The following is a 23,212-nucleotide window of genomic DNA, read 5'->3' on the forward strand; positions in this document are numbered from 1 at the left end:
TTCTATCGAGTAGGAGTTCTTATGCGCCGGTGTGGCCTCAAATCGCTTGTCTGGGCTTTCATCTTCAGCGTTGCACTGAACGTTCAAAGCGGTTCGGCCGCATTCGGTCAGGATGACCCTCTGCCTGCCACGCCCGGGGCTAGGACGTTTGCTGGGAAGCCGAAGGTGCCTTCGCCGCCGAAGGGTTCTGCGCTGGTGCCACTGAATGAGCATGATCGCGCGCTTCAGTTGCTGGACCGCTTCACCTTCGGGCCGAGGCCGGGCGAGTTGGAGCGTGTTCTGGCCATGGGAGGCGACAAGTGGCTCGAGCAGCAACTCAAGGCTGAGTCGATCCCGGATGGTGAGACGGACAAGCGGCTGGGCGACTTTCCGACTTTGAACATGAAGCCGGAGCAAGCTCTGCTGTTGTTCCCCGACCGAGGCGCGATCTCTGCGGTGGCGGATGGAAGGACTCCGTATCCTACGGACCCTTTGCTGGCTTCGATGTACGAGGTGGAGATCTACAAGTTCAATCAGCAAAAGGTGTCGAAGACTCCGGATGCGAAGGGTAACTTCCCGCCCGAGCCGGGTGATGCGGAGAAGGCGGCGCAGAAGGCTGCCGATCAGGCGACTGCGGCGAGGATCGCGGGAGAGCTGTTTGCGCTGCCGAAGAACCAGCGGATGGCTGAGCTGATCAAGATGTCCGTCCCGGAGCGGATCGCGTTCACCAGCTATCTTGCGGGCGACCAGAGGAACCTGCTGTTGAACGACCTGACTCCTCGAGAGCGCGAGATCTTTCAGGGCACGAACTCGAACCTGAACGCTGCCGGGAACATTGGCAACGAACTGGCCCAGGCGAGGATGGCGCGCGACATTCTTACCGAGCGGCAGTTGCTCGAGGTGATGACCGACTTCTGGTTCAACCACTTCAATATTTACATCAATAAGGATTCTGACCAGTGGTACACGACGACCTATGAGCGCGACGTGATCCGCAAACATGCTTTGGGCAAGTTTGGTGACCTGCTGATGGCGACAGCGACGAGTCCGGCGATGATGGTCTACCTGGACAACCAGCTTTCGATCGGGCCGGACTCAGTTGCAAACGGTGTTAATCCGGCGAATCCCAACTCGAAGAAAGGCAACAAAGGGTTGAACGAGAACTATGGCCGTGAGGTGATGGAGCTGCACACGGTCGGGGTGAATGGCGGGTACTCGCAGGCCGATGTCACATCGCTGGCGGCGATCCTGACGGGATGGACAGTCGACCGGCCGGGACAGGCGGGGACGTTTCTCTTCGATCCGAAGCGGCATGAGCCGGGAGCGAAGGACTGGTTCGGCTACCGGATCGCAGAGAACGGGGTGGCCACGCGGATCGCGGCTGCACCGATCGTCCGATCGGGCAGCTCCGCAGCGGCTAGGCCTATTGGATCGGCGAATGTGGCCGTAATTCCCAACGTGCAAGGGATGAACGTCGATCCGGGTATGAAGCAGGGGATGGAGGCACTCGCGATCCTGGCGGCAAGTCCGCAGACGGCTCATTTCATCAGTTGGAAGCTGGCGCAGCGCTTTGTTGCCGATGATCCTCCGCCGGCGCTGGTCGATCAGATGGCGAAGACGTATATCGCTACCGACGGCGACATCAAGGCGGTGCTGCGGACGCTGATTGCGTCGACGGAGTTTAACTCGAAGAAGTACTTCCGCAACAAGGTAAAGACACCTGTGGAGTTTGTCGCCTCCGCCTTCCGGTCGACGGCGACCGATCCGGCGAATCCCGGCGCGCTGGTGAACACCGTCCGCGCGATGGGTATGCCGCTCTACAACGCGCTTCCGCCGACGGGATACTACATCACGGCGGATAAGTGGATGAACACGGGAGCTCTGGTCGACCGGCTGAACTTCGCCTCACAGCTCACCACGAACAAGTTCTACAACCAGAAGTTCGATTCGTCGCGGGTGCTGGCGATGGGGCTGATGTCTGAGACCGGGCCGGTGTCGGTCGTGCAGTCGTCGACGGCAGCGAGCCCTACAACTCACCCGAAGTTGACCTCAACGTTGCTTGCGGAGGGTCGAAAAGATTCACCTGCTCCGGGCGCTGGAGGGCCCGGGGTTGCGCTTCGTGTCCTCGAAGACACGATCATCGGCGGTCCGGCTTCAGCGCAGACGAACCAGTTGATCTATAAGCAGATCAACGATCAGCCAGCAGGAACGAGCCCCGTCGATACTCTGAATCTGCTGACCGCGCTGGTGCTTGGTTCCCCGGAGTTTCAACTGCGATAGGAGCGATGCTTCAAAGACCTTCGAAGAGGTCGGTCATGTGGCTGGCGGCCTGAGAGGATTCCGCCGCGAGCAGGGTATAGAACTCCTGGCGGCCATACTTCTCGAATAGCTCTTTGGTGCTCTCCATCAAGGGAGCCTGCGAGAAGTGTTGGCGGAAGGCTTCGGACTTGCGGTCCTGAGCGGCGGCGATATCGAGCGCGACGGTCCAGGGTGAGGGCATGGGCGGCTGGCGGCCGGGAATCTCAAAGCTGGAGGTAACGGTGAAGAGGCGGCGCGGCTGGAAAGGTTGGGCGAGATCGGGATAGCGGTTGGGCCTGCCCGCCCAGTGGAAGGCGGCGGTGGTAAACATCGAGACCATGATGTGGTCGGCGTGGGTGTTGGGACCGCCGTCGCTGCCAAAGGTGAGGACTACGTCGGGCTTGAAGCGACGGATGCGCTCGACGATGCGGCCCGTGGTCTGGGGGAAGTTGGCGAACTCAAGGCGGCCGTCCTGGTAGTCGAGCAGCTCGTGGTGGGTGACGCCGAGAACTTTGCAGGAAGCGGCGAACTCCGCGCGGCGCATGGCCCCGAGCTCCTGACCGGAGGCGGCTAAACCGCGATTTGTGGCCGCCTGGCCATCCGTCAAGCAGATGACATAGGTCTCGACGCCGCGATCCGCTGCAAGAGCGAGAGCGCCGCCAAAGCCGAAGCATTCGTCGTCCGGGTGAGCTACTACGAGCATCAACTTCAAGCCCAATCTACACACTCCTCTAAGTCGGATGGTTCGAGTATTACGTCGTCAAAGAGCGATTCAGTCACTTCGAGGTGGATCGACGCGTCGCTGAGAGCCACAGGCGCGAAGGTCCTCCGGTGGAGCGGACATGGGCCGTGTTCTTTTAGCGCGCGGCGGTGCTCCGGGGTTGCGTAGCCTTTGTGCGAGGCGAGGCCGTACTGCGGATGCACCTCGTGGAGTTCGCGCATGAGAGCGTCGCGGTGAACCTTGGCGACGACTGAGGCGGCGGCGATGGAGAGGCTGAGCGAGTCGCCGTAGATGAGTTTGGTCTGGGCGCAGAGGTGGTCGATGCGCATGGCGTCGATGAGTAGATGGTCAGGATCAATGGGCAGGCCTTCGACGGCAAGGCGCATGGCGAGGCGGGTGGCCTGGTAGATGTTGATGGCGTCGATGATCTCGGCTGAGACTTCGGCGACGCTGACCGCGATCGCCACGCTGCGGATCTTGGCGTCCATCGCCTCGCGGTCTTCGCGGAGCATCTGCTTGGAGTCTTTGAGGCCGGAGGTGGCGAGGTGAGCGATGCGCTGAGGGAGGATGACTGCGGCAGCGACGACTGGCCCAAAGAGGGCTCCGCGGCCAACTTCATCAACGCCAGCGATCCGTTCGAAGCCAGCATAACGAAGCGCCTGCTCGGGTGCGTCGCTGCAGATGAGCTGCTTCAACATGCGCTGCTTGGCGGCTGCGGATTTGACGCTCTTCTTTTGCGCTGGGACTTTTTGCGACGGAACGGCGGGCATGGTCACTTTGCAGTCTACAACCTTCGATTTTGCACACGCAGAAGAGGCCCCGATCTGTTGATCGGAGCCTCGACGAAGATGCGAAAGAGACTACTTGGTGGCGCGGGCGACTTCCTTGAGACGGGCAGCCTTGCCACGCAGACCGCGCAGATAGAAGAGCTTCGAGCGGCGGACTTCGTAGGAGCGAACCTTGGTCACGGTGTCGACAACTTTGGAGTTGTAAGGGAAGATACGCTCAACGCCTTGGCCGAAGCTCATCTTGCGGACGGTGAAGGTGCCGTGCGGCCCCTTGCGCGAGGCGATGACCATGCCCTCGAATGCCTGAAGGCGTTCTTTCTCGCCTTCCTTGATCTTGACCTGAACGCGGACGGTGTCGCCTGGAGCGAATGGAGGGAGGTCGGTCCGCTCGAACTTGGCGGCCAGCTTCTGCATGATGGGATGTATGGACATAGCAACTTTCCTGTAAAGAACTCGAATTCTTAGTTTACACAAAATTGGGGCTGACGGACAGGTTTTGCGGCTCAGGATGTCTTTTGTGGTATGGGCGTGGCAAGAGACATCAAGCTCGCTGCCCGGGCAACGACGTCTTGGGCGTCGGCGACGAAGGCGGGGTCGCCGGTCTCAAGGGCATCGGTCATGTATGCCTCGATACCTTCGTCGGTGTCGAGATATTCGGCGGGATCGAAAGGCCTGGTCGTTGAAGCAGGGATTATAGGAGTCTCTGTGCGAGCTTATCGACTGAACTCTTCCAGGCTGTAAGCTCATCCGATTCAGCCCAAAGCTCAAGAAGTTCTGAAGGTTCGGTCTCAACTCGTTTGACGGAGTCACGCGCCTTTGTGACGAGTATGGCCGAGGGTGTCAGTTTGACCGTCTTCACCCACATATCGATATTTGCCGTGTAGTCGTCGACAATACCCCAATTCCCAAGTAATCGAGCAACGATATCTGCTGCAGCTAAGGCCTCTGATCCGTCCTGCGCTTCCAGGTCACCACTTCCGACCGCTAGTGTTCTGTCTAGAGTCCTTTCCAATTGATGCAGATCCGAGTCTTCTGCAATAGAAGCGGCGTAGTCCGCAGCGTCATCATTTTCGAAAATGGCTGTTCCCCATGCGCTCAATGTGTAATCTCCCTATTGCTTTATGAGGTTATGCGAGTTTGCGGCCTTCAATATCTAGAGCGACATGGTAGAGCGAATCGCGGGTTGCGAGCGCGGCGCAGCCATCTTCCAGAAATGCCAGGCCGACGAGGTTTGAGCCGGAGACGGCGAGCGAGGCTTCACCGCGCGGCGTGATCCGCGCGATGCCGCGCTGTCCTTGCAGAGACGCGGCAACGTAGAGGTTATCGTCGACATCGAAGGCCATGCCCTGCGCGCGTCCCAGGCCCTGGTAGAAGACGGACGTGGTGCCGTCGGGTGCGATGGCGTGGATGACCTGGTTCGAACTGGTCGTGGGGCCGGTGACGAATAAAGTTCCGGATCCGTTGAAGGCGAGATGGTAGGCAGCCATGCTGGGCTCGAGCGTGGCGAACACAAAGATGCTGCGCGGGGTGTCTTCGGGTTCGAGAAGATCGGACGAGGCGGCGATCTTGAAGATAGTGCCTGATCGGTCGCCGACATACAGGTTGCCTTCCTGATCGAAGGCGATGCCGGTGGCCGTACCCAGGCCTTCGGCGTAGAGGGTTGCGACGCCTTCCGATGAGACGCGGTAGATGGTGCCTTCGGCGCGGGAGCTGACATAGAGCAGGCCGTCGGGGCCGAAGGCTAGGCCGGTCGGGTTGAGGAGGTCGCGGACGAAGGGGCGGATCTGGAAGTCACGGTCGATAGAGAAGATCGAGACCGGAACCGTCTGGTTGCGGGAGCCTGAGAACGTGGCGAAGAGCCGGCCCTCGGAGTCCACGGCGGGATTGGCGACAGGGTGAAGATTCTCCGCCATCGGGACGGCGATGCGGGCGAAGAGTGGATTGCTGGACCCTCCGTTGCGATGGAGGACGAGATCGCCCGAGATGCTGCCCTCAGGGATGCGAACGGTCGTCCGAGTGGCACGGGAGAGCGCGATGGGGGCCGGGGTGTCGCCGATGGTGGCGCGCGGAAGGTCGGCGTGGAGAGCTCCCCCATGCGAACCAAGGTGCGTGCCGTGAACATCGATCTCGCCGCCAGGCATCGCCGCAGGCGGAGAGAGATGGTGCAGATGCGGAGCATCGGGCGATTCGGACTTCAAGAAATCCAGGAGCGAGGTCACAGAGACAGTGTAAGGCAGTGGAAGCCAGGAAGAGGCATCGAAGTGCAGGCAAAGGCATAGAAGCAGATCCTCCGCTTCGCGAAGGATGACAAGGATTGGGGCTAACGGAGGTTCGGGATGAAGTGGACTAGTATCTGTGCGAGGACCAACGCCAGCACTCCTGCTGCTACATCGTCCATCATGATGCCCGTGCCTGCCGGGAGGCGCTCCAACTGCCGCACTGGCGGGGGCTTAAGGATGTCGAAGAGGCGGAAGAGCAGAAGGCCGAGGATGGCGTGCGGCCAGTCTGCGGGGAGGAAGAGCAGAGCGATGAGCTGGCCAGCGACCTCGTCAATGACGACGTGGCCGGGGTCTTCCCGTCCTGACTCGCGGGCGACGATGGTGGCGGCGGGGATGCCGATGAGTGTCGCAATGAGTGCTGCGATGGCGGTTCCAATTGTGAGTGCGAACGGCGTGGGATGGAAGACGTTAGCGGCTCCGAACCAGAGAAGCATGGCGGCGACGGAGCCGTAGGTTCCGGGACCGGGCTTCAGCAGGCCGGCTCCGAAGAAGGTTCCAATGGTCCATGCCCAGAGGGTCTTCGTCTTTGAAGGTTCGCTGATTTGGATGCTCGAGTTCGCCACTATTCGCTGTCTTCGGAGCTATGAGGGTGGCGGTTAGCGCTGGATCGCGCGAGCTCTTCGAGTAGGTCAGGGTCTTGAATAGGAGAGCTGACCTTGTAATCGCCCGAAGCCCACTTGCCGAGGTCGAGGATGCGGCAGCGGTCGGAGCAGAAAGGGAAGTCCTCGTTGGTGGCAAGGACGACTTTGCGGCAGGTGGGGCAGAAGAGAGCTTTGGGTGCGGTAGACATGGCTCTTCCATTCTAAAAGACGGTGGATTCAGGTGACCTTAATCAAAGACAAATAGATTGGCCGCATGTGACAAGATTCAGAAACGCAGGTGCATCATAGACGGCTTGCGCTGGAGATCGAGATGAAACAGTTTGGTGGGGTGGCGGGATGTATGGCGGTTGCGCTGATGGCAGTTCAGGCCGTGGCGCAGCAAGGGCCGTACAAGGTGTTGTCGACGACTAAGGTTGGGGGCGAGGGCGGATTTGACTACGTCTATGCGGACTCGGCGAGCCGGAAGCTCTATGTGCCGAGGATGGGGACGGAGGGAGCCGTCGCGGTCTTCGATCTGGATTCGTTGAAGCAGGTGGATTCGATCGTGAAGACGAGCGGGCATGGCGTGGCTGTGGCTGCGGGGCACGGGTTTGCATCGAGCAGCCCAGTCGCGATGTGGGACGCAAAGTCGCTGGCGCCGATCAAGACGATTGACGTAAAGGGCAGGCCGGACGGGATCTTCGCGGACAAGTTCAACGACCGAGTGTACGTCTTCAGCCACGTCGATCCGAACGCTACTGTGATCGATGCCAAGGATGGAGCTGTGCTGGGAACGATCGACCTGGGCGGAGCGCCCGAGCAGGCTGTCTCGGACGGCAAGGGGCGTGTTTATGTCGCGATTGAGGACAAGGGCAAGGTCGCTGTCATTGACGCGAAGACGATGACGGTCGCAACCAACTTCGAACTGCAGGGCAAGGGCGATGGATGCGCGGGACTCGCGATCGACGTGAAGCACGAGATTCTGTTTGCGGCATGCCGCGAGCCTCAGGCAATGGTTGTGCTGAGTGCGAAGGATGGCAAGATCATCACGACGTTGCCGATCGGCAAGGGGACCGATGGCGCGGTCTTCAATCCGGAGACGAACGAGGTCTTCAGCTCGCAGGGAGATGGGACGATGACGATCGTGAAGGAAGAGAGCGCGACGAGCTTCTCTGTAGAGGAGAACCTGACGACGATGCCGCGCGCGAAGACGCTCACGCTGGATGCGAAGACGAACAAGCTGTATCTCATCTCCGCGGAGTTCGGTGCTGCCCCGCCGCCCGAGCCCGGACAGAAATACTCGCGGCCACCGATGGTGCCGGGGAGCTTTTCGATCCTGACTGTAAGCAAGTAATTGCAGGGTGCGACGGATGTACGACTGGGCGAACGCTTCGGCGTTCGCCCAGCTTTATTTTCGGTCGTGAGAGGTTTGTGCCGCAAGAGCGCTGCTACGATCCCAACATGCGATCCTTCCTTGTTGTTGCTGCTCTTGGTGTGTCCCTTGCTATTCCATCGGCGCTCTTCTCTCAGGGCGCGTCTCAGCCTGTTGCCACGCGGCTTGCGTCTCAGAATGCGCTGTTCGAGGAGTGGTACGAGGCAAACCTGAAGGCGACTCCGGAGCGTGCGACCGCGTTCGGCGACTATCGCTACAACGACAAGCTGGACGACGACTCGCTTGAAGCGATTGCGCGGCGCGAGAAGGAGAACGAGGGATATCTTGCGCGACTGAAGGCAATCTCTACAGATGGATTCGTGGAGCAGGATGCGCTGTCGCATCAGTTGATGCAGCGGTCGCTTGAGCAGGGCATTGAAAACTTCAAGTTCAAGGAGTTCGAGATGCCGGTTTCGCAGATGGGCGGGCCGCACACCGGCCTGGCAGATCTGCCGAACGCGGTGCCGCTTGATTCAGTGAAGCACTATGAGGATTACATCGCCCGGCTGCACCAGATTCAGCGCGTGTTTATGGAGTCCGAAGAGGTGCTGCGTGCGGGGATGAAAGACAACCTGATGCCGGTAAAGTTTCTACTAGAAAAGGTGCCGGCGCAGTGCTCGGGAATCATTGCGGCTGATCCATTCCTTCTGCCGCTGAAGAAGCTTCCCGCGAGCTTCAGCGATGCGGATAAGGCGAAGCTGACCAAAGAGATTACCGATGCTGTGAATAACGAGGTGCTGCCGGCCTACAAGCAGTTCTCGGAGTTCATTGCGAAGGAGTATGCCCCGCACGGTCGAACGACGCTGGCGGTGACCTCCTTGCCGGGCGGCGAGGCGCGCTATGCGAACGACATTCGCGCGCGGACGACGGTGAGCGACAAAACTCCGGATGAGATTCATCAGCTTGGGCTGAGCGAGATCGCTCGGATTGAAGCGGAGATGTTGGTGATTGCGAAGAAGGAAGGCTTCAACGATCTTGCATCGTTTCGCGAGTCGCTGAAGACGAACCCGAAGTACAAGCCGACCTCCTCGGAGCAGATTCTTGAGGACTACCGCAAGTACATCGCGCAGATGCAGCCTATGTTGCCGAAGCTGTTCACGAACATTCCCGGAGCTCCGGTGACGGTGGAGGCGATCCCTGCGTTTCAGTCGGCGATGGCGACGCACTACCAGACAGGAACTCCTGATGGGAAGCGGCCGGGACGGGTGAGCGTGGCGACGTCGGACTATGAGAAGCGAACCCTGATCGATGATGAGGCTACGGCATATCACGAAGGAATTCCCGGTCATCACATGCAGCTTTCGGTGGCGCAGACGCTGACCGGGCTACCGAAGTTCCGGCTGCACAATGGCAACTCGGGCTACTCGGAGGGATGGGCGCTCTACGCGGAACAGCTCGGAAAAGAAGTGGGCTTCTACCAGGACCCGGTGAGCGACTATGGGCGGCTTTCGAGCGAGCTGTTTCGTGCGGTAAGGCTGGTGGTTGATACGGGCATTCACTCGAAGGGATGGACGCGGGATCAGGTCGTTGCGTTCATGCGCGAGAGCGGATCGGTGGATGAGCCGACGATTCAGTCGGAGACGGATAGGTACATCGCGTGGCCGGGACAGGCGCTAGCGTACAAGCTGGGGCAGTTGAAGTTTCGCGAGTTACGTGAGAGAGCGAAGACCGAACTGGGCCCGAAGTTCGACATTCGGACATTCCATGACGAGATGCTGAATGGCGGGAGCCTGCCGCTGGATCTGCTGGATGCGCGGACGAATGGGTGGATCGCAGCGCAGAAGGGGAGTTCAGGAGGGCACTAATCCTGGCTATTCGGCATGGGCGAGATAGTGCTCAACGGCGTCATTGATGACCGCGTTGAGTTTCACTTTTTTCTCTTCTGCGAAGCACGCAGCGCGAAGGTGAAGACTCTCGGTTAAGCGCACATTCACGCTGCCTTTGAAGGGCCTGTTCGGGGTTTTGCCGGTCTCGGCGCAGAAAGCGAGATATTCGTCGACCGCATCACGAAAATTCTTTTCAAGTTGACGGACAGTTGTTCCGCCGAAGCTGACCATGTCGCGGATACCCATGATCCGGCCATGAAGCATCTTGTCTTCGGCGCTGTAGGAGACTGAGCCATGGTAGCCGCGATGTTCCATTGTTGTGCTCATAGGAAGCCCTCTCGCTTCAGTAGTTCGATTGCGTCCCGGACCTGGTACGCCTTCAACACGTTTGCAGGATGCGGTTGATGAAGGAAAAGCGTTCCGCCTGTTATTGGATGAATGAACTTGCGCCCCGACCCGCCTGCCTTTACGAGATCGAAAGAGAGTCCCGTCATCAAGGTGACAAGCTCCTGCCATGTGAAGTCTTTCGGCGAAGATGCAAGCCGTCTCAGTGCTTTCTTGTGCGTCGACAAGGGCGGATACCTCTGCGTGGCCCTGCGACTAATTTTAGTGGCAATAATGGCATCGGGGCAAGCCCTTCACTATTCAGAAGTCAGCCTTTGCACAAGACGAGTTCAACCGCGCGATCTCGCTGCATGACAACCATCCAATCGCTTGAGTTGAGGAACAGAAGATCTGCGCCCGGTCTTGCTGCGGCGCAATAGTCGCGAAGATAGGGGCTGACTTGGTCGACTGTCCGCACGAACCCAAACCTTTGCTGAAGCTGCTGTCTAGACTTTCCAAGAACGAGGCGGTCGGAGTTAGGACCGTGCGTCATAGTATTCAACGCACGTACGGGCTCCATTGGGAGCACATGGAACTTCCAACCGAGATAAGCGATGCTCTTGGGGTCGTAGTAGCCCGGGTAGATTAAGTGCCAGAACAAAAAGAAGCCTGCGATTCCAATACCAATCCAGAGGGCGGGCCGTTTCGTTCATAACCTCGATCGATCTCAGTCTAGTCGAGGATGCGCGCCACTACATCGTAGTCATGCGACTCAGTAATCTCCGCCCGATAGAACGTTCCCGGCACCAGCGCCTCATGCGGCCCAAAGTCGTTGATGAGCACCTTGCCGTCGATCTCAGGAGCGTGGAGCGGAGTGCGACCCTGCCACAGTAGATCGGTCTCTTCAGACGGTCCTTCGACCAATAGGTCGATTTCGCGGCCCACCCATGCGGCCTTCGAGCGGGTGCTGATCTTCTGCTGGAGCTTCATCAGCTTGCGGCGACGGGCTTCGATGGTGCGCTTCGGAACCTTGAGTTCCGGCGCCAACTCAAATGCGGCTGCGCCTTCTTCGTCGGAGTAGGTGAAGACGCCTAACCAGTCGATCTCGGCTTCGCGGACGAAGTCGCAGAGGAGTTCGAAGTCCGCCTCCGTCTCGGAGGGGAAGCCGACGATGAAGCTGGTACGAATGACGATGCCGGGGACGATGCGGCGCGCCTTCGCAATCAGGTCGAGGAAGATCTGCGCGTTGCCGCCGCGCTTCATCGTCTTCAGGACGGCGGGGCTGGCGTGCTGCAGTGGCACGTCGAGATACTTGGCGATTGTGTCGTGCTTCGCCATGGTCTCGAGCAGGCGCGTGGTGACCTTGTTCGGGTAGGTGTAGAGGAAGCGCAGCCAGCGTAAGCCCGGGAGCACGGCGAGTGCGTCGAGGAGCTGCGCTAGGCCCTCTTTCAGGCCGAGGTCTTCGCCGTAGCAGGTAGTGTCCTGGCCGATGAGGGTGATCTCGCGGACGCCTTGGGCGATGAGATTCTGCGCCTCGGCGACGATCGAACCCATGCGGCGCGAGCGGAACTTGCCGCGAAGCTGCGGGATGATGCAGAAGGTACAGGGATGATCGCAGCCCTCGGCGATCTTGATGTAGGCGGATGCGCGCGGGGTGGTGAGGATGCGCGGAGTCTCGTCGGAGTAGAGGTACTCGGGGAGCGTGGAGACTGCGCCGTCCCAGGCCTCGCGTGAGAAGCGGCCGGATTGCTCGCGGGCTGCGCCTTCGGGGCGGCTAGGTATCGCCTCGATCTCTAGTTGCGCACCGACCTCCGTCGGGTGCGAGTGCTGGTGAACAGCGCTCGGGGCGCGGCTGACTAGTTCTGAACCCTGCGGGAGGATGTTGAAGAGGCCATTCTTCGCGTGACCCGTGGGAGTCAGTCCGGCAGCGGCCAGGATCGCTTCGAGCTCGCCGGTTCCGACTACGGCATCGACTTCGGGAATGTTCTTCTGAATCTCGTCGCGGTAGCGCTCGACCAGACAGCCGGCCACAATTAGTCGGCGCGCTTTCCCTCCGGCGGCGAGCTTGTGCTTCGCCATCTCGAGGATGGTGTTGACGGACTCCTGCTTGGCAGAGTCGATGAAGCTGCAGGTGTTCACGACGATGATGTCCGCGTCTTCGGCGTCAGGAGTGAGCTGGGCTCCGTTGTGGTGGAGCATGCCCATCATCACTTCAGAGTCCACGAGGTTTTTGGGACAGCCGAGGGAGACGAAGCCTACTTTGGGGCGTGTTGCGGCAGCAGTTTCGGTGGGTTGAATGTCGAGCGTAGCGGGTGGAGTCACAGCTCTACAGTTTACCAGCTATGGGCGCGTTTTATTCAGGAATGGAGCGAATTTCGTTACGTGCTCGTGGGTTGGGCCCGATGGCGGCGGAGGGCATCGAGGTGGATGACAAGCGCGATCACGCCGCCGGCAATAGTGCACAGGGCACGGCGGTGGGCAATGACGGGACCTGGCAGCGCGTTCAGCGAGAGCAGGAAGACGATGTACGAGGTCAGGCAGGTCGAGAAGAGCGCGTAATTGACGGAGTTCGTGACATAGCCGAGGAAAGCGGCCAGCGTCGCCAGGATTGCGAGCACGATGGGGTCGGGATGCAGGTGGGCCAGGGCGAAGGTGGAGAGGACAGCCCCGGCAAGCGTTCCGCCGATGCGCATCAGGGCGCGGACGAAGGTCTCGAAGAAAGCGGGTTTCTGGACAAGGAGGGCCGTCATCGGGATCCAGTAGCCGGATTGAATGCCAAGGCGGCGATAGGCCTCCGCAGAAAGGACGACGGTGAGCGTGAGGCGGATGGCGTAAGTGAAGCTGGCAGTATGCGAGAGTCTCGGCAGCGAGAGCGGAATCTCACGGAGCGCGTGAAGTGTGCGGCGACGCGCCTCTGAGTGTGCATGGAGGATGAGGTCGGAGGTCTGTTCCAGGGGCGACTGGATGGCGAGGCGGTGGAATTCGAAGAGCTGAGCCTTTAATTCGGGAATCAGGTGGAGAGTGCAGGAGGTGATGAGGATCTGCAGCGCTCCCCCGGCGAAGAGGAGCAGGGCCCGCTCGCAGGCGGCGCGAGGGCCAGCGGGGAAAGCGGAGGTGACGAAGAGGGTCACCGCAGCCTGCTGGCCGACCCAGGCAATCCCTGCCGCGCGCGCGGTGAGCAGACCGTAGACGAAACTCCAGACGCCGGCGGCGATCAGGATCTCGTAGCCGTGGTGGCCGACCGTCATGCCGACAACAGTGGAAATGGCCATGGCAAAGGTGGCGAAGATCATCGGCGCAAGGCGGGAGTCGGCGATGCGCTGGTTGACGCCAAATCCAATGGTCATGGCTCCGCCACCCGCGATCAAGCCCGCGGAGGGATGGCCGACAAGAACTCCGATAACGAGACAGAGTGCGATGGAGATGCAGCAGAGGGCCGGAATGGCGAACGAGGCCTTCGACCAGTCAAAGGTGTAGAGGTCGGCGAAGTAGGGATGAGCTACGGGCGAAGAAGGGAACAGGTTTGCTTGCGGATTTTCGGTGACAGCCACTCGTTTTATGATGCCGGATGCGCTGCGGGCCGAGCCGGCAGTGCTGGCTCCGATGCTGTCTGCCAGGTCGTACCCAGTTCCTGGAAGAGGAAAAACGTGTGGTCGGGCATTCTCGTTGCCAGCAGGTCGTCTTTTGGCTTGGACGCCAGTATCCACCACGCGATGGGTGCCTTGGCAATGTCGTAACCGGCGTCGTGGAGCAGGCAAAGGCTTACTCTTCCACTCTGCTGCTGGGCTTGTGCAGTCAGGGACTTTCCTGCCTCATGGTTGGCGACCATGGTGACCAGCCCGGCACCGGGAATGACGACTCCTGCTGCATCGCCCGCAATGCGCGCGGCCGTCATCTTGTGATGGGCCGGTACATCGCGGAGAGTCTGTTTTTCAAGGGCTTCAGCGATGCTATCGGCGAGAATAGCGGCCAACTGAGCGTCCTCTGGCAACCGTTCGACGACCTGGTAGGGAATGAGGATGATGCCGCTTGGCATAGACCAGGTGTCGCGATGCTTCGGCTCGTCGGTCACCTGGAAGCGGAAGTCGATCCGAGTTGGGTCGTCCTCGGAGAGCGCCTTCTGGAAGGCAGGGATAAGGCTCTTGCCGATACGATCGACGCGGGCCTGCATGGCTTCATCGTGCCAGGCGGGAAGGCGGGTCGGGTCCTTGCCGAGAAAGAACTTCGAGGTGCCACTCTGGGCATCGCCCTTATCGATCTCTTCAGGAGCATAGTCGGTCTTCACCCGAAGCCTGTCTTCGCGGTGATTGATGGTGTTGGGGGAGAAGTCGGCCTGATCCAGAACGACGATGCCGTCAGGGCGCTGCACGCCGTGGTAGCGAAGCCACTGATTGGTGTGGATGTCATCGGAGGACTTGAGCGGCGCTGCGAATGTGGCACCCAGAGTCGTAGGGATGAGCATGTAATAACCGTCGGCGCGGAGGAGTCTGCCCTCTGCTGAACTCGAGGATGCTGGGATGAGGTCGATGATGCCGACCCCGGCGACTGAACTAGCCGGCGCCGGGGAGATCGTGATTCGCTTTGCGCGGATCTCGGTCGCTTTGTGCGTCACCTCGCCGACGACCTCAACTGTCTGGCCAAGAAAGAGCGGTGGGAGGGTGCTGGCCGAGTTCGATACGAGGCGATGGATGTCTGAGGAATCGTCCCACTGCTTCACGGTGATCGAGGTCTTTGGGCTGAGGACGACGTGAATGCCATTCACGTCGAATTCGCCTGAAGGCGCGATGTGCGTCACGAAGCCCTCGGTGAAGGTCTCGGCGTGCAGTGCTGGGCATACAAGCACAAAGATGATGGTGAGCCGGGCCAGAAGATGTCGCATGGTTGCATCAGATTAGCGACATCGGCGGATTTCGTCGAGGGATTTTCCGGGTTTGGGAGAACTCCATTCCCAATGCTAAGATAAGGCAGTGCCGGGTCCTACGCGACGTAATCCCGCCAACCCCGCCAGGTCCGGAAGGAAGCAACGGTAACGGGTAATTACGGGCGCAGTAGGTCACCCGGTGCTACTAACTTTTCCCCCTCACAATCTGGGTTGAACTGGCGGTTGCGGAGACGGTATGTTCGCTGGCCGACAATCGCTCGCCGTGTGCGGCGATGGTCGACAAACCTAAGAAATGAATCCTCGCTCATTTGTAATAGTTTTGTATCCTGTTTAATGAATCATGTTGAGGTGAGGGATTGAGTTTCAGTTTGAAGCCGCGCGAACAGGCGCGGACCCAGGGTATTGCAAAGATCACATCTGTTGGGGCTTATGTTCCACCACGGTTGCTGACGAACGCGGATCTCGAAAAGATGGTCGAGACCAACGACGCATGGATTGTCGAGCGGACGGGCATTCGGCAGCGCCACTTGGTCGACGCGGGCGTGGCTACGAGCGATCTGGCGGCGGAGGCAGCGCGGGACTGCCTGGCAAAGCGCGGCATCGAAGCGAGTGAACTGGATGCGATCCTGGTTGCGACCGTAACCCCGGATATGATGTTTCCCGCGACAGCCTGCCTGGTGCAGGAGAAGATCGGAGCGAAGGGCGCTTGGGGGTTCGATCTCTCGGCCGCTTGTTCAGGCTTTCTGTATGCGTTACAGATGGGCGCGAAGCTGATTGAATCGGGCGCGCATAAGAAGATCATGGTGATCGGGGCGGACGTGATGAGTTCGATCCTGGACTACACCGACCGGTCGACGTGCATCCTGTTTGGCGATGGCGCAGGCGCAGTGTTGCTGGAAGCTGGCGAGCCGGACGATGTTGGGTTTGTTGACTTCGTGCATGAGATTGATGGTTCTGGGGCGACCTCGCTCTACATGCCTGGCGGCGGGAGCCTGCATCCTTCGACGGTGGAAACGGTCCAGGCGAAGATGCACTTCGTCCATCAGGAAGGCGGGGCGGTCTTCAAGGTGGCGGTGCGCAAGATGGCGGAGCTAAGCGAGACGCTACTGACACGCAATGGGCTTACGGCGGCGGATGTTGATCTCTTTATTCCGCATCAGGCGAACAAGCGGATCATCCTCGCGACTGCTGAGCGGCTCGGCATGCCCGAAGAGAAGATCGTCATCAACATCGGAGAGTACGGAAACACGACCGGTGGAACGATTCCGCTGGCCATGCACACCGCGCTTGAAGAGGGGCGCTTGAAGAAGGGGATGACGGTACTTCTCGCTTCCTTCGGCGGCGGGTATACCGTGGGAGCTACTCTACTTCGCTGGGAATAAGGCAGGGTTGTGAGAGAAAAGAACGGGTGTAGGAGGGCGAGGCCAAAGGGGCTTCGCCTTTCTCTTTTGTGGGTCTATGAACCTTTATCGCGGGCACGCGTATCTGAGGCTGTACACTTTCGCAAACTTTGAGGCGGTATTCAGATGACGCATGATCCGTTGTGGATGAGGGTGTTTCTCGGGGTACATATCGCGGCGGGAGCGTCGTCGTTTCTGCTTGCGCCTGTGGCGCTGGCTACAGCCAAGGGCGGTAAGGCGCACCGCTTGTGGGGAACGGTCTACCTGTGGTCGATGGGGATCGTCGCGGCGACTGCCTTACCGATGGCGCTGTACCGGCCGGTGCTGTTCCTGGCGCTGGTCGCGGTCTTCAGCTTCTATGCGGCGTTCTCTGGGTACAGAGTCACGAAGCTGAAGGCGCTTGCAAGGGACGGCAGCGCCGAGCCGATCGACTGGATCGCAGGGGCGATCACGTTCTGCTCCAGTGCGGCTCTGGCGGCTCTGGGAGCGTTCCGGCCTGCATTCGTCCAGAACATGGGGATCGTGGCGATTGTCTTCGGATTTCTCGGCATGCGGCTGGCCAGCGTGCAGATGATCAGCTTCGTGCGTAAGCCCACGGAGAAGATGTTCTGGTGGTATTCACACCTGGGGAACATGATCGCCAGCTATATCGCGGCATGGACGGCGTTCTCTGTGGTGACGCTGCCGCGTTTCTTCGGGAATAACTTTCTATTCTGGCTTTGGCCCACTGCGATTGGGGTGCCCGCGATTGTGCTGACTACGGCCTACTACAAGCGAAAGTTTGCGCCGAAGAGCAAGGCAACGGCCGTGGCTTAGCTTGCCTCGGGCTCGGCCGCGTGAGAGCCGACAGAGCGCGAGGTCTGGTAGAGCTTCCAGAAGGCAATCGCGCAGCCGACGAGGATGATGCTCCACACAGCGACCAGGATGGTCGTCGCCCACTTTTGCGAGAACGCGTTCCAGATGCGCAGGATGTGGCGGCCGTAGTAGATGCCGAGGAACGCGGCAATGGCGTGACGGATGGCGCGGCTGATGGTGAAGGTCCACATGAACGTTGTCCGCGACATGTTGAGAGCTCCCGCCGCCAACACGAAGGGGCTGAGCGGCATGGGCGGGGGAAGAAGCGCAGGCAGAGCGACAGCGAGGATGGCATGATGCTGCATCCAGCCGCAGACTCGGTTGAAGATGCGGGCGGGGACGTGCTTTTGAAGAAACGCCATGCCGCCGGCGTGGCCGACCTGGTAGCTGAAGAAGCCGCCGACGGCCGAACCCGCAGTCGCAAGCACCACCAGTAGAAGCCAGTTGGTTTTCTGCGCCGCTAGCAACACGATCATGATGTCGGTCAGGCCAGGTATGGGGAGGGGGACGAAGGACGAGTCGACGATCGAGATGAAGAAGAGCCCAAAGACGCCGAAGTGAAGCATCATGTGGAGAAGCTTGTTGGAGTGGTGGCCCGGGCGCGCCGCCTCCTTTGCAGTCTGGATGAGGGCGAGAGTGGCGGGGGAGATCGTCATGGTCCTCGCGGCGATGCAGTCCTTATTGTGACGCTGGAGCGACCGGCAAGGTCTCTCACCGCGTCAAGATACTTCGATTAGATGAAACGAAGCTGTGGGAGCGCGGGCAGAAGATCAATCTCCGCCGCGTAACTGCGGAAGAGGCGAATTGCTTCGATGCAGCGCTCGTCCAGCGAATAATGGATGTTGTGCGTAAGGTAATCGCGGATGGTGGACGGTGGAATCGCGATGCGGGGCGACCACTCCGCGACAAGCTCTTCGACGTGAGTGAGACCATGGACGCGTGACTGGTTGAGATCGTCGATGAGCTGGGCAGGTGAAGTGACGGCCTCGGGGCGGACTGCCCAGACTGCGGCAACCCATGGAAGACCGGTGCGCGTCGTCCACTCGTGCGCGATATCGAACCACTGGCAGGGCCCGACCTGCGCTTCGACAGAGGCGCGGGCCTCGAGCGCCAGGAGAGCGGGGTCTCCGATGAGTAGAGCTGCATCCGCTGATTGCAGCATCGCAACCGGATCGGCAGTATGAGGAACGAAGGTCGGCGACGAACCAAAAAACTTGCGAAAGAGAATGTTGGCGTAGGCGAGCGAACTGCGCGAGGCCGTGTCCGCAGCGACGGTCTTTACCTCCGCGAGCGGACGGTCGCCGCGCACGATCAGTTGGATGGAGCGCACGCGGTCGAGCGATGCGATGGTGCAGCCCGGAACGATCGCAAGGTCTGGCGTGAGCGCGGCGATGGGGATGAGGCCGAGATCTGAGGAACCTCCAGCAAGGCTGGCGGCGCACTGCGCGGGTAACATTCGCTCGATCGAGTAGCGGTTGGCAAGATCTGCTGCGAGAGGCGGATGTTCGAGGTCCCACATCAGCGGCGCGGGGTTCAGAAAGTCAATCGCTGCAATACGGAGTCGTTGATCGGGAGGTGATGTCATCTTTCAAAAGATTAGATGACAGAGAGAACGAGTCGATGCGCCATTGTTCCGGATTGGGACACGGTCACTTTCGTTACAGATATCCAGAGGCTGCGCGGTACTCCATCCTGCGATGATGCCGATGACGTCATCTCGCGAAGGTCGCGATGGAGGCGAGGATGACTCTGACATGGAGCGGCGAAGTTGGACAACGGACGGTGCTGGCGGGAGTGCTTGCGGCAGTCTTGGTGATCTCCTCTTCGGGCGTGGCACTTGGACAGGTTACGCCCGGCGAATGGCACACCTACACCTATCGCGGCCCGGCAACGATCTCTGTTGCGACGCTGAAGATTCCCGCGAGTGCCTGGAGGCACTTCGAGAAGGCAAGGTCGCTGGCGCTGAAGCATCGCGCGGCGGAGTCTGAGACGGAAAGCGGAAAAGCGCTGGCGATAGCCCCAACCTTTGCCGCTGCCCACATCCTGCAGGCGAGCCAACAGTTGGCGCTGAAGGACTACGCAGGGGCCATTGCGAATGTGGATCAGGCAAGAAAGAGTGAACCGGATGCGCAGTGGTCGGGATTGATCCTGGCGGGAGCGTACAACAGCCTCCGTCGCTACGGAGACGCCATGGAAGTGATTCTGAGCCTTGATGGCTCGGAGGCGGAGTGTTGGCAGGCGAAGTACGAACATGCGCGTGCGGCGATTGGCCTGGGTGATGTCGATGAGGCGCTGAGGTGGAGTTCCGCGGCCTGGGAAGCCGCTCCTCACAACTTCTCCGACGCTATCCTGATGCGTTCCAATGCGCTGATCCTGGCGCACCATTGGACCGAGGCCTCCGACAAGCTCTACGCCTACCTTGCGATGCCGGGAGCGCAACCGCATCGGGAAGAGGCGAGGGCCGCACTGGACAATGTGACGCAGAGGATGAAGGCGGAGCACAAGCCGCAGGGAGTTACCCTGGCATCGCGATAGACCGCAGTCAATTCCTTTTCCAGAGATGCTGTAACCTTCCCGGGCCGTTCGACTCGAATGGCCATTGCGGGGCGGCGATGTGGCTGGATGTTTCCCTTGCATTATCGAAAGGGATACATCATGTCGCTTCAACGAAAGATCAAGTTTCTTGCACTTCCAGCCTTGTTGCTGGCCTTTTGGCTATTACAGCCGCGGAGTTTTGCCGCAACCCCTGCGGTTGGAGAGAAGGCTGCCGACTTCACGCTCAAGACTCCGGATGGCCAGCCAGTAAGACTGTTCGAGCTGACAGGAAACAGCCGTGTCGTCCTGATCGTGCTGCGTGGATATCCAGGCTACCAGTGCCCGTATTGCGTGCGGCAGGTACACGACGTGATCGAGCATGCCGCAGAGTTTCAAGCGGCCAAAGCCGAGGTGCTGTTGGTGTATCCCGGGCCTCCGGCTGAACTTGATCAGCACGCGAAGGAGTTCCTGGCAAAGCAGAACCCGCTGCCCGCAGGAGTTCACCTCGTGATCGATCCGGACTACAGCTTCACGAACCTGTATGGCCTTCGTTGGAACGCGGAGCACGAGACCGCTTACCCTTCGACCTTCATCATCGACGGTAGCAAGACTGTTGTCTTTCGCAAGGTGTCGAAGGGCCACGGAGACCGGACTAACTCTGCCGAGATTCTTTCGGAGCTGAAGCAGGCTCGCTAAGCGAGCCTAGCGGTCGCGGCTGGTGACGAAGCCGGGGACCCAGAGCAAAGCTCGCTTGGCCTCGGTCTCGGGCAAATCCGCGATCGAGAGCCGGGCGGCTTCTGCATAAGCGCAGGCCGTGTCCATGGCGTAGTCGATCGAGCCGTGGCGGTTGAGGATCTCGAGAATCTGCGGATGCGAGACGTTCTCGAAGCTGCGGTCTGCAAGAACCTTGCGGATGGCCTCGCGGTCGGCTCCGGTGCCGCGTTCAAGAGCGTGGATGACGGCCAGCGTTGCCTTGCCCTCGCGGAGATCGCTGGCGACGGGCTTGCCGAGGACATCTTCCGACGCGGTGAGGTCGAGAACGTCGTCGATGATCTGGAAGGCGAGGCCGAGGTTGCGGCCGTACTCGCCTAGCTGGCTGTCGGTCTCGTCACTTGCATGCGTGATGGCCGCGCCGAGCTGCATGGAGACCTTGAAGAGGCACGCGGTCTTGCGGTAGATCAGGTCGAAGTACTCTTCCTCGTTGATCAGGTGACCGAGCTTCTGCATCTGCAGCAGTTCGCCTTCGACCATCTGCTGCGTGAGCGAGATGAGCAGGTCGAGCACGCGAAAGTTGCGCTCTTCAAGCGCCGTGTGGAAGGCCTGCATGTAGAGCCAGTCCCCGGCGAGGACGCACTTGGAGTTGCCCCAGGTGGTGTTGGAAGACGGGCGGCCTCGGCGAGTGTCAGCCTCGTCGATGATGTCGTCATGAACGAGCGTGGCCGTGTGCAGCATCTCTACGACCGCGCCAAGCTTGATGCGACTCTCGGACTCGCAGCCAAGGGCCTTGGCGCTCAAAAGCAGCAGCAGTGGGCGAATGCGCTTGCCACCGCCGGCGATGAGGTATTGGGCGATCTCGGTGATGACGGAGACGGGGGAAGCGGACTGCTCGGCGAACTCGCGCTCGATGGCGGCGAGATCGTCACGGAGAAGGTCGAAGACCTCTTTTGCCGTCGCGATGGAGAGCGTGCTCACTAATAATTGAGAGTAACAGGGTGACGATTACGTTGCGATTCGTTTTGTGGGCCGGCGGGTGGGTGAAGATTCCCGCCGGGTTTGGAAATGGGACGAAAAAGGGCGTTACCGATGTGGGACGTGAACAAAGCTTGTCATCCTGAGCGGAGTCCGTCGCGCTCTTTGCGACGGACGCAGTCGAAGGACCTGCTTTTTTGTATGAGCGGAACTCCGCCTAGTTGGAGCGGAAGTTGGTAAACTGAAGATCCACCCCGATGTCCTTCGCGCGCAGCAAGGACATGATGTCCTGCAGCGTGTCCTTGTCCTTGCTCACGACGCGGACGGTGTCTCCCTGGATGCTGGCGTTCGCCTTCTTCTTCGAGTCCTTGATGGCGGCCACGATGATCTTCGCCTTGTCGGACGGGATGCCCTGGACAAGCTTGATCTTCTGGCGAACGCTCTGCCCGGCGGCAGGCTCAATCTTTTCGAACTCGAGGTTCTTAAGCGAGACGCCGCGCTTGACGAGCTTCTGCGAGAGGATCTCTTTGACGGCGGTGAGCTTGTAGTCGTCCGAGGATGACAGTTGAATGGTGTCGTCGCCCTCGAGGTCGATCTTCGACTTCGAGTCCTTCAGGTCGAAGCGTGAGCCGACCTCTTTTACTGCCTGGTCGATTGCGTTCTTTACTTCCTGAAGCTCTACTTTGCTGACTACGTCGAAGCTGCTATCGGATGCCATGTCTTTTTCCTTTGTTCTGTCGGTGTCTATTATCGCAGGCTTCGTCGATCAGGCAACGGTGGGGAAGAGGCGGAGGAAGTTCGCCGTGGTCAGTTCGGCGAGGGCCTCTGCGGAGATGCCGCGAAGCTCCGCAAGAAACGCTGCCGTGTGCGCGACAAAGGCGGGCTCGTTGCGCTTGCCGCGTAGCGGGATCGGAGCGAGGAAGGGGGCGTCTGTCTCGACGAGGATGCGATCGGCGGGAGCGAAGGCTGCGGCGTCACGGATGCCTTGGGCCTTCGGGTAAGTAAGATTCCCGGCGAATGAGAGATAGAAGCCAAGATCCAGCGAGCGCTTCGCATGTTCGAGATCGCCGGAGAAGCAGTGCATCACGCCGGGGATGCCGTGAGGAGCCCAATGCTCGGCAATAAGGGCGAGCAGATCGTGCTCCGCATTCGCCGCGCCATATCTCTCCTTCGCGGCAGGGGTGGCCAGTTCGCTCGTCCGACAGTGGATCAAAATGGGCTTGCGAGCGGCGACAGCGACCTCCATCTGCGCGATGAAAGCGGCCTGCTGCGTAAGGATATCGGGGTTCTCGACGTGGTAGTAGTCGAGACCGATCTCACCCACGGCAATGCACTTCGGCTGCGCCACGAGCGCCGCCAGCTTCGACAAGTTGTCCGCCGTCGCCTGGTGCGCCTCCTGCGGATGGATGCCAGCACTGGCATAGACATTCGAGAGCCCATTCGCGATATCGAGGGCGCGGTGCATGTCGTCCGGGCCGTCGCCGATGCCGATGGCGAGGAGACGCTCAACACCGGCAGCCTCCGCATTGGCGATGACTGCTTCAAGGTCGTCAGTGTAGAAGTCGAGATGGCAGTGGGAGTCGATGAGCATAAAGGCGGCTGTCCTTGAGTTTTACGTTCCCA

At 60.1% G+C, this 23,212-nt stretch carries 25 protein-coding genes and 1 other RNA gene; 8 read left to right on the forward strand and 18 right to left on the reverse strand.

What is annotated here, in order from left to right; all coding sequences use genetic code 11:
* The first annotated feature begins 21 nt into the window (after nt 1-21).
* A complete protein-coding gene (locus tag HDF16_RS11000; RefSeq protein ID WP_184216560.1) occupies nt 22-2,259 on the forward strand; it encodes a DUF1800 domain-containing protein in 2,238 nt (745 codons plus the stop codon).
* A gap of 10 nt (nt 2,260-2,269) precedes the next feature.
* Here the strand turns inward: HDF16_RS11000 and HDF16_RS11005 are convergent, their stop codons facing one another.
* The 8 genes from HDF16_RS11005 to HDF16_RS11035 all read right to left on the reverse strand — a co-directional run bounded on the left by HDF16_RS11005 (nt 2,270) and on the right by HDF16_RS11035 (nt 6,855).
* On the reverse strand, nt 2,270-2,980 hold the full coding sequence (locus HDF16_RS11005) for a PIG-L deacetylase family protein (RefSeq protein ID WP_184217440.1): 711 nt from the start codon (nt 2,978-2,980) through the stop codon (nt 2,270-2,272).
* Nucleotides 2,981-2,985: 5 nt separating this feature from the next.
* The gene (locus tag HDF16_RS11010; protein ID WP_184216562.1) at nt 2,986-3,768 is read right to left on the reverse strand and encodes a ribonuclease HII; all 783 of its coding nucleotides are present in this window, start codon (nt 3,766-3,768) and stop codon (nt 2,986-2,988) included.
* A 90-nt stretch (nt 3,769-3,858) separates the two neighbouring features.
* Complete coding sequence (gene rplS / locus HDF16_RS11015) at nt 3,859-4,218, reverse strand: 50S ribosomal protein L19 (RefSeq protein ID WP_281383454.1); 360 nt, start codon at nt 4,216-4,218, stop codon at nt 3,859-3,861.
* A 71-nt stretch (nt 4,219-4,289) separates the two neighbouring features.
* On the reverse strand, nt 4,290-4,481 hold the full coding sequence (locus tag HDF16_RS31570) for a DNA-binding protein (RefSeq protein WP_348641321.1): 192 nt from the start codon (nt 4,479-4,481) through the stop codon (nt 4,290-4,292).
* Complete coding sequence (locus HDF16_RS11020) at nt 4,478-4,885, reverse strand: DUF4259 domain-containing protein (protein WP_184216564.1); 408 nt, start codon at nt 4,883-4,885, stop codon at nt 4,478-4,480. The genes HDF16_RS31570 and HDF16_RS11020 overlap by 4 nt, the downstream gene beginning before the upstream one ends.
* Before the next feature lie 28 nt (nt 4,886-4,913).
* Entirely contained in the window at nt 4,914-5,984 is a 1,071-nt protein-coding gene (locus tag HDF16_RS11025; protein WP_246409015.1) for a gluconolaconase, read from the reverse strand.
* Between the two features lie 122 nt (nt 5,985-6,106).
* Nucleotides 6,107-6,628, reverse strand: a complete 522-nt coding sequence (locus HDF16_RS11030) for a phosphatidylglycerophosphatase A (protein WP_184216567.1) — start codon at nt 6,626-6,628, stop codon at nt 6,107-6,109.
* Complete coding sequence (locus HDF16_RS11035) at nt 6,628-6,855, reverse strand: DNA gyrase inhibitor YacG (protein ID WP_184216569.1); 228 nt, start codon at nt 6,853-6,855, stop codon at nt 6,628-6,630. The genes HDF16_RS11030 and HDF16_RS11035 overlap by 1 nt, the downstream gene beginning before the upstream one ends.
* A 122-nt stretch (nt 6,856-6,977) precedes the next feature.
* On the opposite strand from HDF16_RS11035, the gene HDF16_RS11040 reads away from it, so the two are divergent.
* Both HDF16_RS11040 and HDF16_RS11045 read left to right on the forward strand, forming a co-directional pair.
* Nucleotides 6,978-8,000 (forward strand): YncE family protein, encoded by a 1,023-nt coding sequence (locus HDF16_RS11040; protein WP_221312678.1) that lies wholly within the window; start codon nt 6,978-6,980, stop codon nt 7,998-8,000.
* 107 nt (nt 8,001-8,107) lie between these two features.
* Nucleotides 8,108-9,883, forward strand: coding sequence for a DUF885 domain-containing protein (locus HDF16_RS11045; protein WP_184216571.1), 1,776 nt, complete (start codon nt 8,108-8,110; stop codon nt 9,881-9,883).
* Nucleotides 9,884-9,889: 6 nt separating this feature from the next.
* Here HDF16_RS11045 and HDF16_RS11050 read toward each other — a convergent pair whose 3' ends face one another.
* From HDF16_RS11050 to HDF16_RS11070, 5 genes are all read right to left on the reverse strand, one after another.
* Entirely contained in the window at nt 9,890-10,231 is a 342-nt protein-coding gene (locus HDF16_RS11050; RefSeq protein ID WP_184216573.1) for a type II toxin-antitoxin system HicB family antitoxin, read from the reverse strand.
* On the reverse strand, nt 10,228-10,476 hold the full coding sequence (locus tag HDF16_RS11055) for a type II toxin-antitoxin system HicA family toxin (RefSeq protein ID WP_184216574.1): 249 nt from the start codon (nt 10,474-10,476) through the stop codon (nt 10,228-10,230). The genes HDF16_RS11050 and HDF16_RS11055 overlap by 4 nt, the downstream gene beginning before the upstream one ends.
* Nucleotides 10,477-10,960: 484 nt before the next feature.
* Nucleotides 10,961-12,550: a 30S ribosomal protein S12 methylthiotransferase RimO gene (gene rimO, locus HDF16_RS11060; RefSeq protein ID WP_348641299.1), complete on the reverse strand. Its 1,590-nt coding sequence runs from the start codon at nt 12,548-12,550 to the stop codon at nt 10,961-10,963.
* A gap of 56 nt (nt 12,551-12,606) precedes the next feature.
* Nucleotides 12,607-13,779, reverse strand: coding sequence for an FUSC family protein (locus HDF16_RS31245; RefSeq protein WP_184216576.1), 1,173 nt, complete (start codon nt 13,777-13,779; stop codon nt 12,607-12,609).
* Between the two features lie 5 nt (nt 13,780-13,784).
* The gene (locus HDF16_RS11070) at nt 13,785-15,107 is read right to left on the reverse strand and encodes a hypothetical protein (protein ID WP_184216578.1); all 1,323 of its coding nucleotides are present in this window, start codon (nt 15,105-15,107) and stop codon (nt 13,785-13,787) included.
* Nucleotides 15,108-15,196: 89 nt separating this feature from the next.
* On the opposite strand from HDF16_RS11070, the gene ffs reads away from it, so the two are divergent.
* The 3 genes from ffs to HDF16_RS11085 all read left to right on the forward strand — a co-directional run bounded on the left by ffs (nt 15,197) and on the right by HDF16_RS11085 (nt 17,326).
* Nucleotides 15,197-15,294: signal recognition particle sRNA small type (gene ffs / locus HDF16_RS11075), an RNA gene on the forward strand.
* A gap of 172 nt (nt 15,295-15,466) precedes the next feature.
* The gene (locus HDF16_RS11080; protein ID WP_184216579.1) at nt 15,467-16,492 is read left to right on the forward strand and encodes a beta-ketoacyl-ACP synthase III; all 1,026 of its coding nucleotides are present in this window, start codon (nt 15,467-15,469) and stop codon (nt 16,490-16,492) included.
* Nucleotides 16,493-16,636: 144 nt separating this feature from the next.
* Nucleotides 16,637-17,326 carry a hypothetical protein gene (locus HDF16_RS11085; protein ID WP_184216581.1) on the forward strand — a complete coding sequence of 230 codons (690 nt, stop codon included), beginning with the start codon at nt 16,637-16,639 and terminating at the stop codon, nt 17,324-17,326.
* On the opposite strand, the gene HDF16_RS11090 is transcribed toward HDF16_RS11085, so the two are convergent.
* Both HDF16_RS11090 and HDF16_RS11095 read right to left on the reverse strand, forming a co-directional pair.
* Nucleotides 17,323-18,021 (reverse strand): YqaA family protein, encoded by a 699-nt coding sequence (locus HDF16_RS11090; protein ID WP_184216583.1) that lies wholly within the window; start codon nt 18,019-18,021, stop codon nt 17,323-17,325. The genes HDF16_RS11085 and HDF16_RS11090 overlap by 4 nt on opposite strands.
* 77 nt (nt 18,022-18,098) lie before the next feature.
* Nucleotides 18,099-18,950: a menaquinone biosynthetic enzyme MqnA/MqnD family protein gene (locus tag HDF16_RS11095; RefSeq protein ID WP_184216585.1), complete on the reverse strand. Its 852-nt coding sequence runs from the start codon at nt 18,948-18,950 to the stop codon at nt 18,099-18,101.
* Between the two features lie 158 nt (nt 18,951-19,108).
* Here HDF16_RS11095 and HDF16_RS11100 point away from each other — a divergent pair, with 158 nt between their 5' ends.
* Together HDF16_RS11100 and HDF16_RS11105 are read left to right on the forward strand one after the other, a co-directional pair.
* Nucleotides 19,109-19,900, forward strand: coding sequence for a hypothetical protein (locus HDF16_RS11100; RefSeq protein ID WP_184216587.1), 792 nt, complete (start codon nt 19,109-19,111; stop codon nt 19,898-19,900).
* Between the two features lie 120 nt (nt 19,901-20,020).
* Nucleotides 20,021-20,596: a peroxiredoxin family protein gene (locus HDF16_RS11105; protein WP_246409016.1), complete on the forward strand. Its 576-nt coding sequence runs from the start codon at nt 20,021-20,023 to the stop codon at nt 20,594-20,596.
* 6 nt (nt 20,597-20,602) lie between these two features.
* Here the strand turns inward: HDF16_RS11105 and HDF16_RS11110 are convergent, their stop codons facing one another.
* From HDF16_RS11110 to HDF16_RS11120, 3 genes are all read right to left on the reverse strand, one after another.
* On the reverse strand, nt 20,603-21,592 hold the full coding sequence (locus HDF16_RS11110) for a polyprenyl synthetase family protein (RefSeq protein WP_184216591.1): 990 nt from the start codon (nt 21,590-21,592) through the stop codon (nt 20,603-20,605).
* 214 nt (nt 21,593-21,806) lie between these two features.
* On the reverse strand, nt 21,807-22,307 hold the full coding sequence (locus HDF16_RS11115; RefSeq protein ID WP_184216593.1) for a YajQ family cyclic di-GMP-binding protein: 501 nt from the start codon (nt 22,305-22,307) through the stop codon (nt 21,807-21,809).
* A gap of 48 nt (nt 22,308-22,355) precedes the next feature.
* The gene (locus HDF16_RS11120) at nt 22,356-23,180 is read right to left on the reverse strand and encodes a TatD family hydrolase (RefSeq protein ID WP_184216595.1); all 825 of its coding nucleotides are present in this window, start codon (nt 23,178-23,180) and stop codon (nt 22,356-22,358) included.
* Between the last annotated feature and the right edge of the window lie 32 nt (nt 23,181-23,212).

The sequence above is a fragment of the Granulicella aggregans genome, from assembly GCF_014203275.1.
In the GTDB taxonomy this organism is placed as follows: Bacteria; Acidobacteriota; Terriglobia; order Terriglobales; family Acidobacteriaceae; genus Edaphobacter.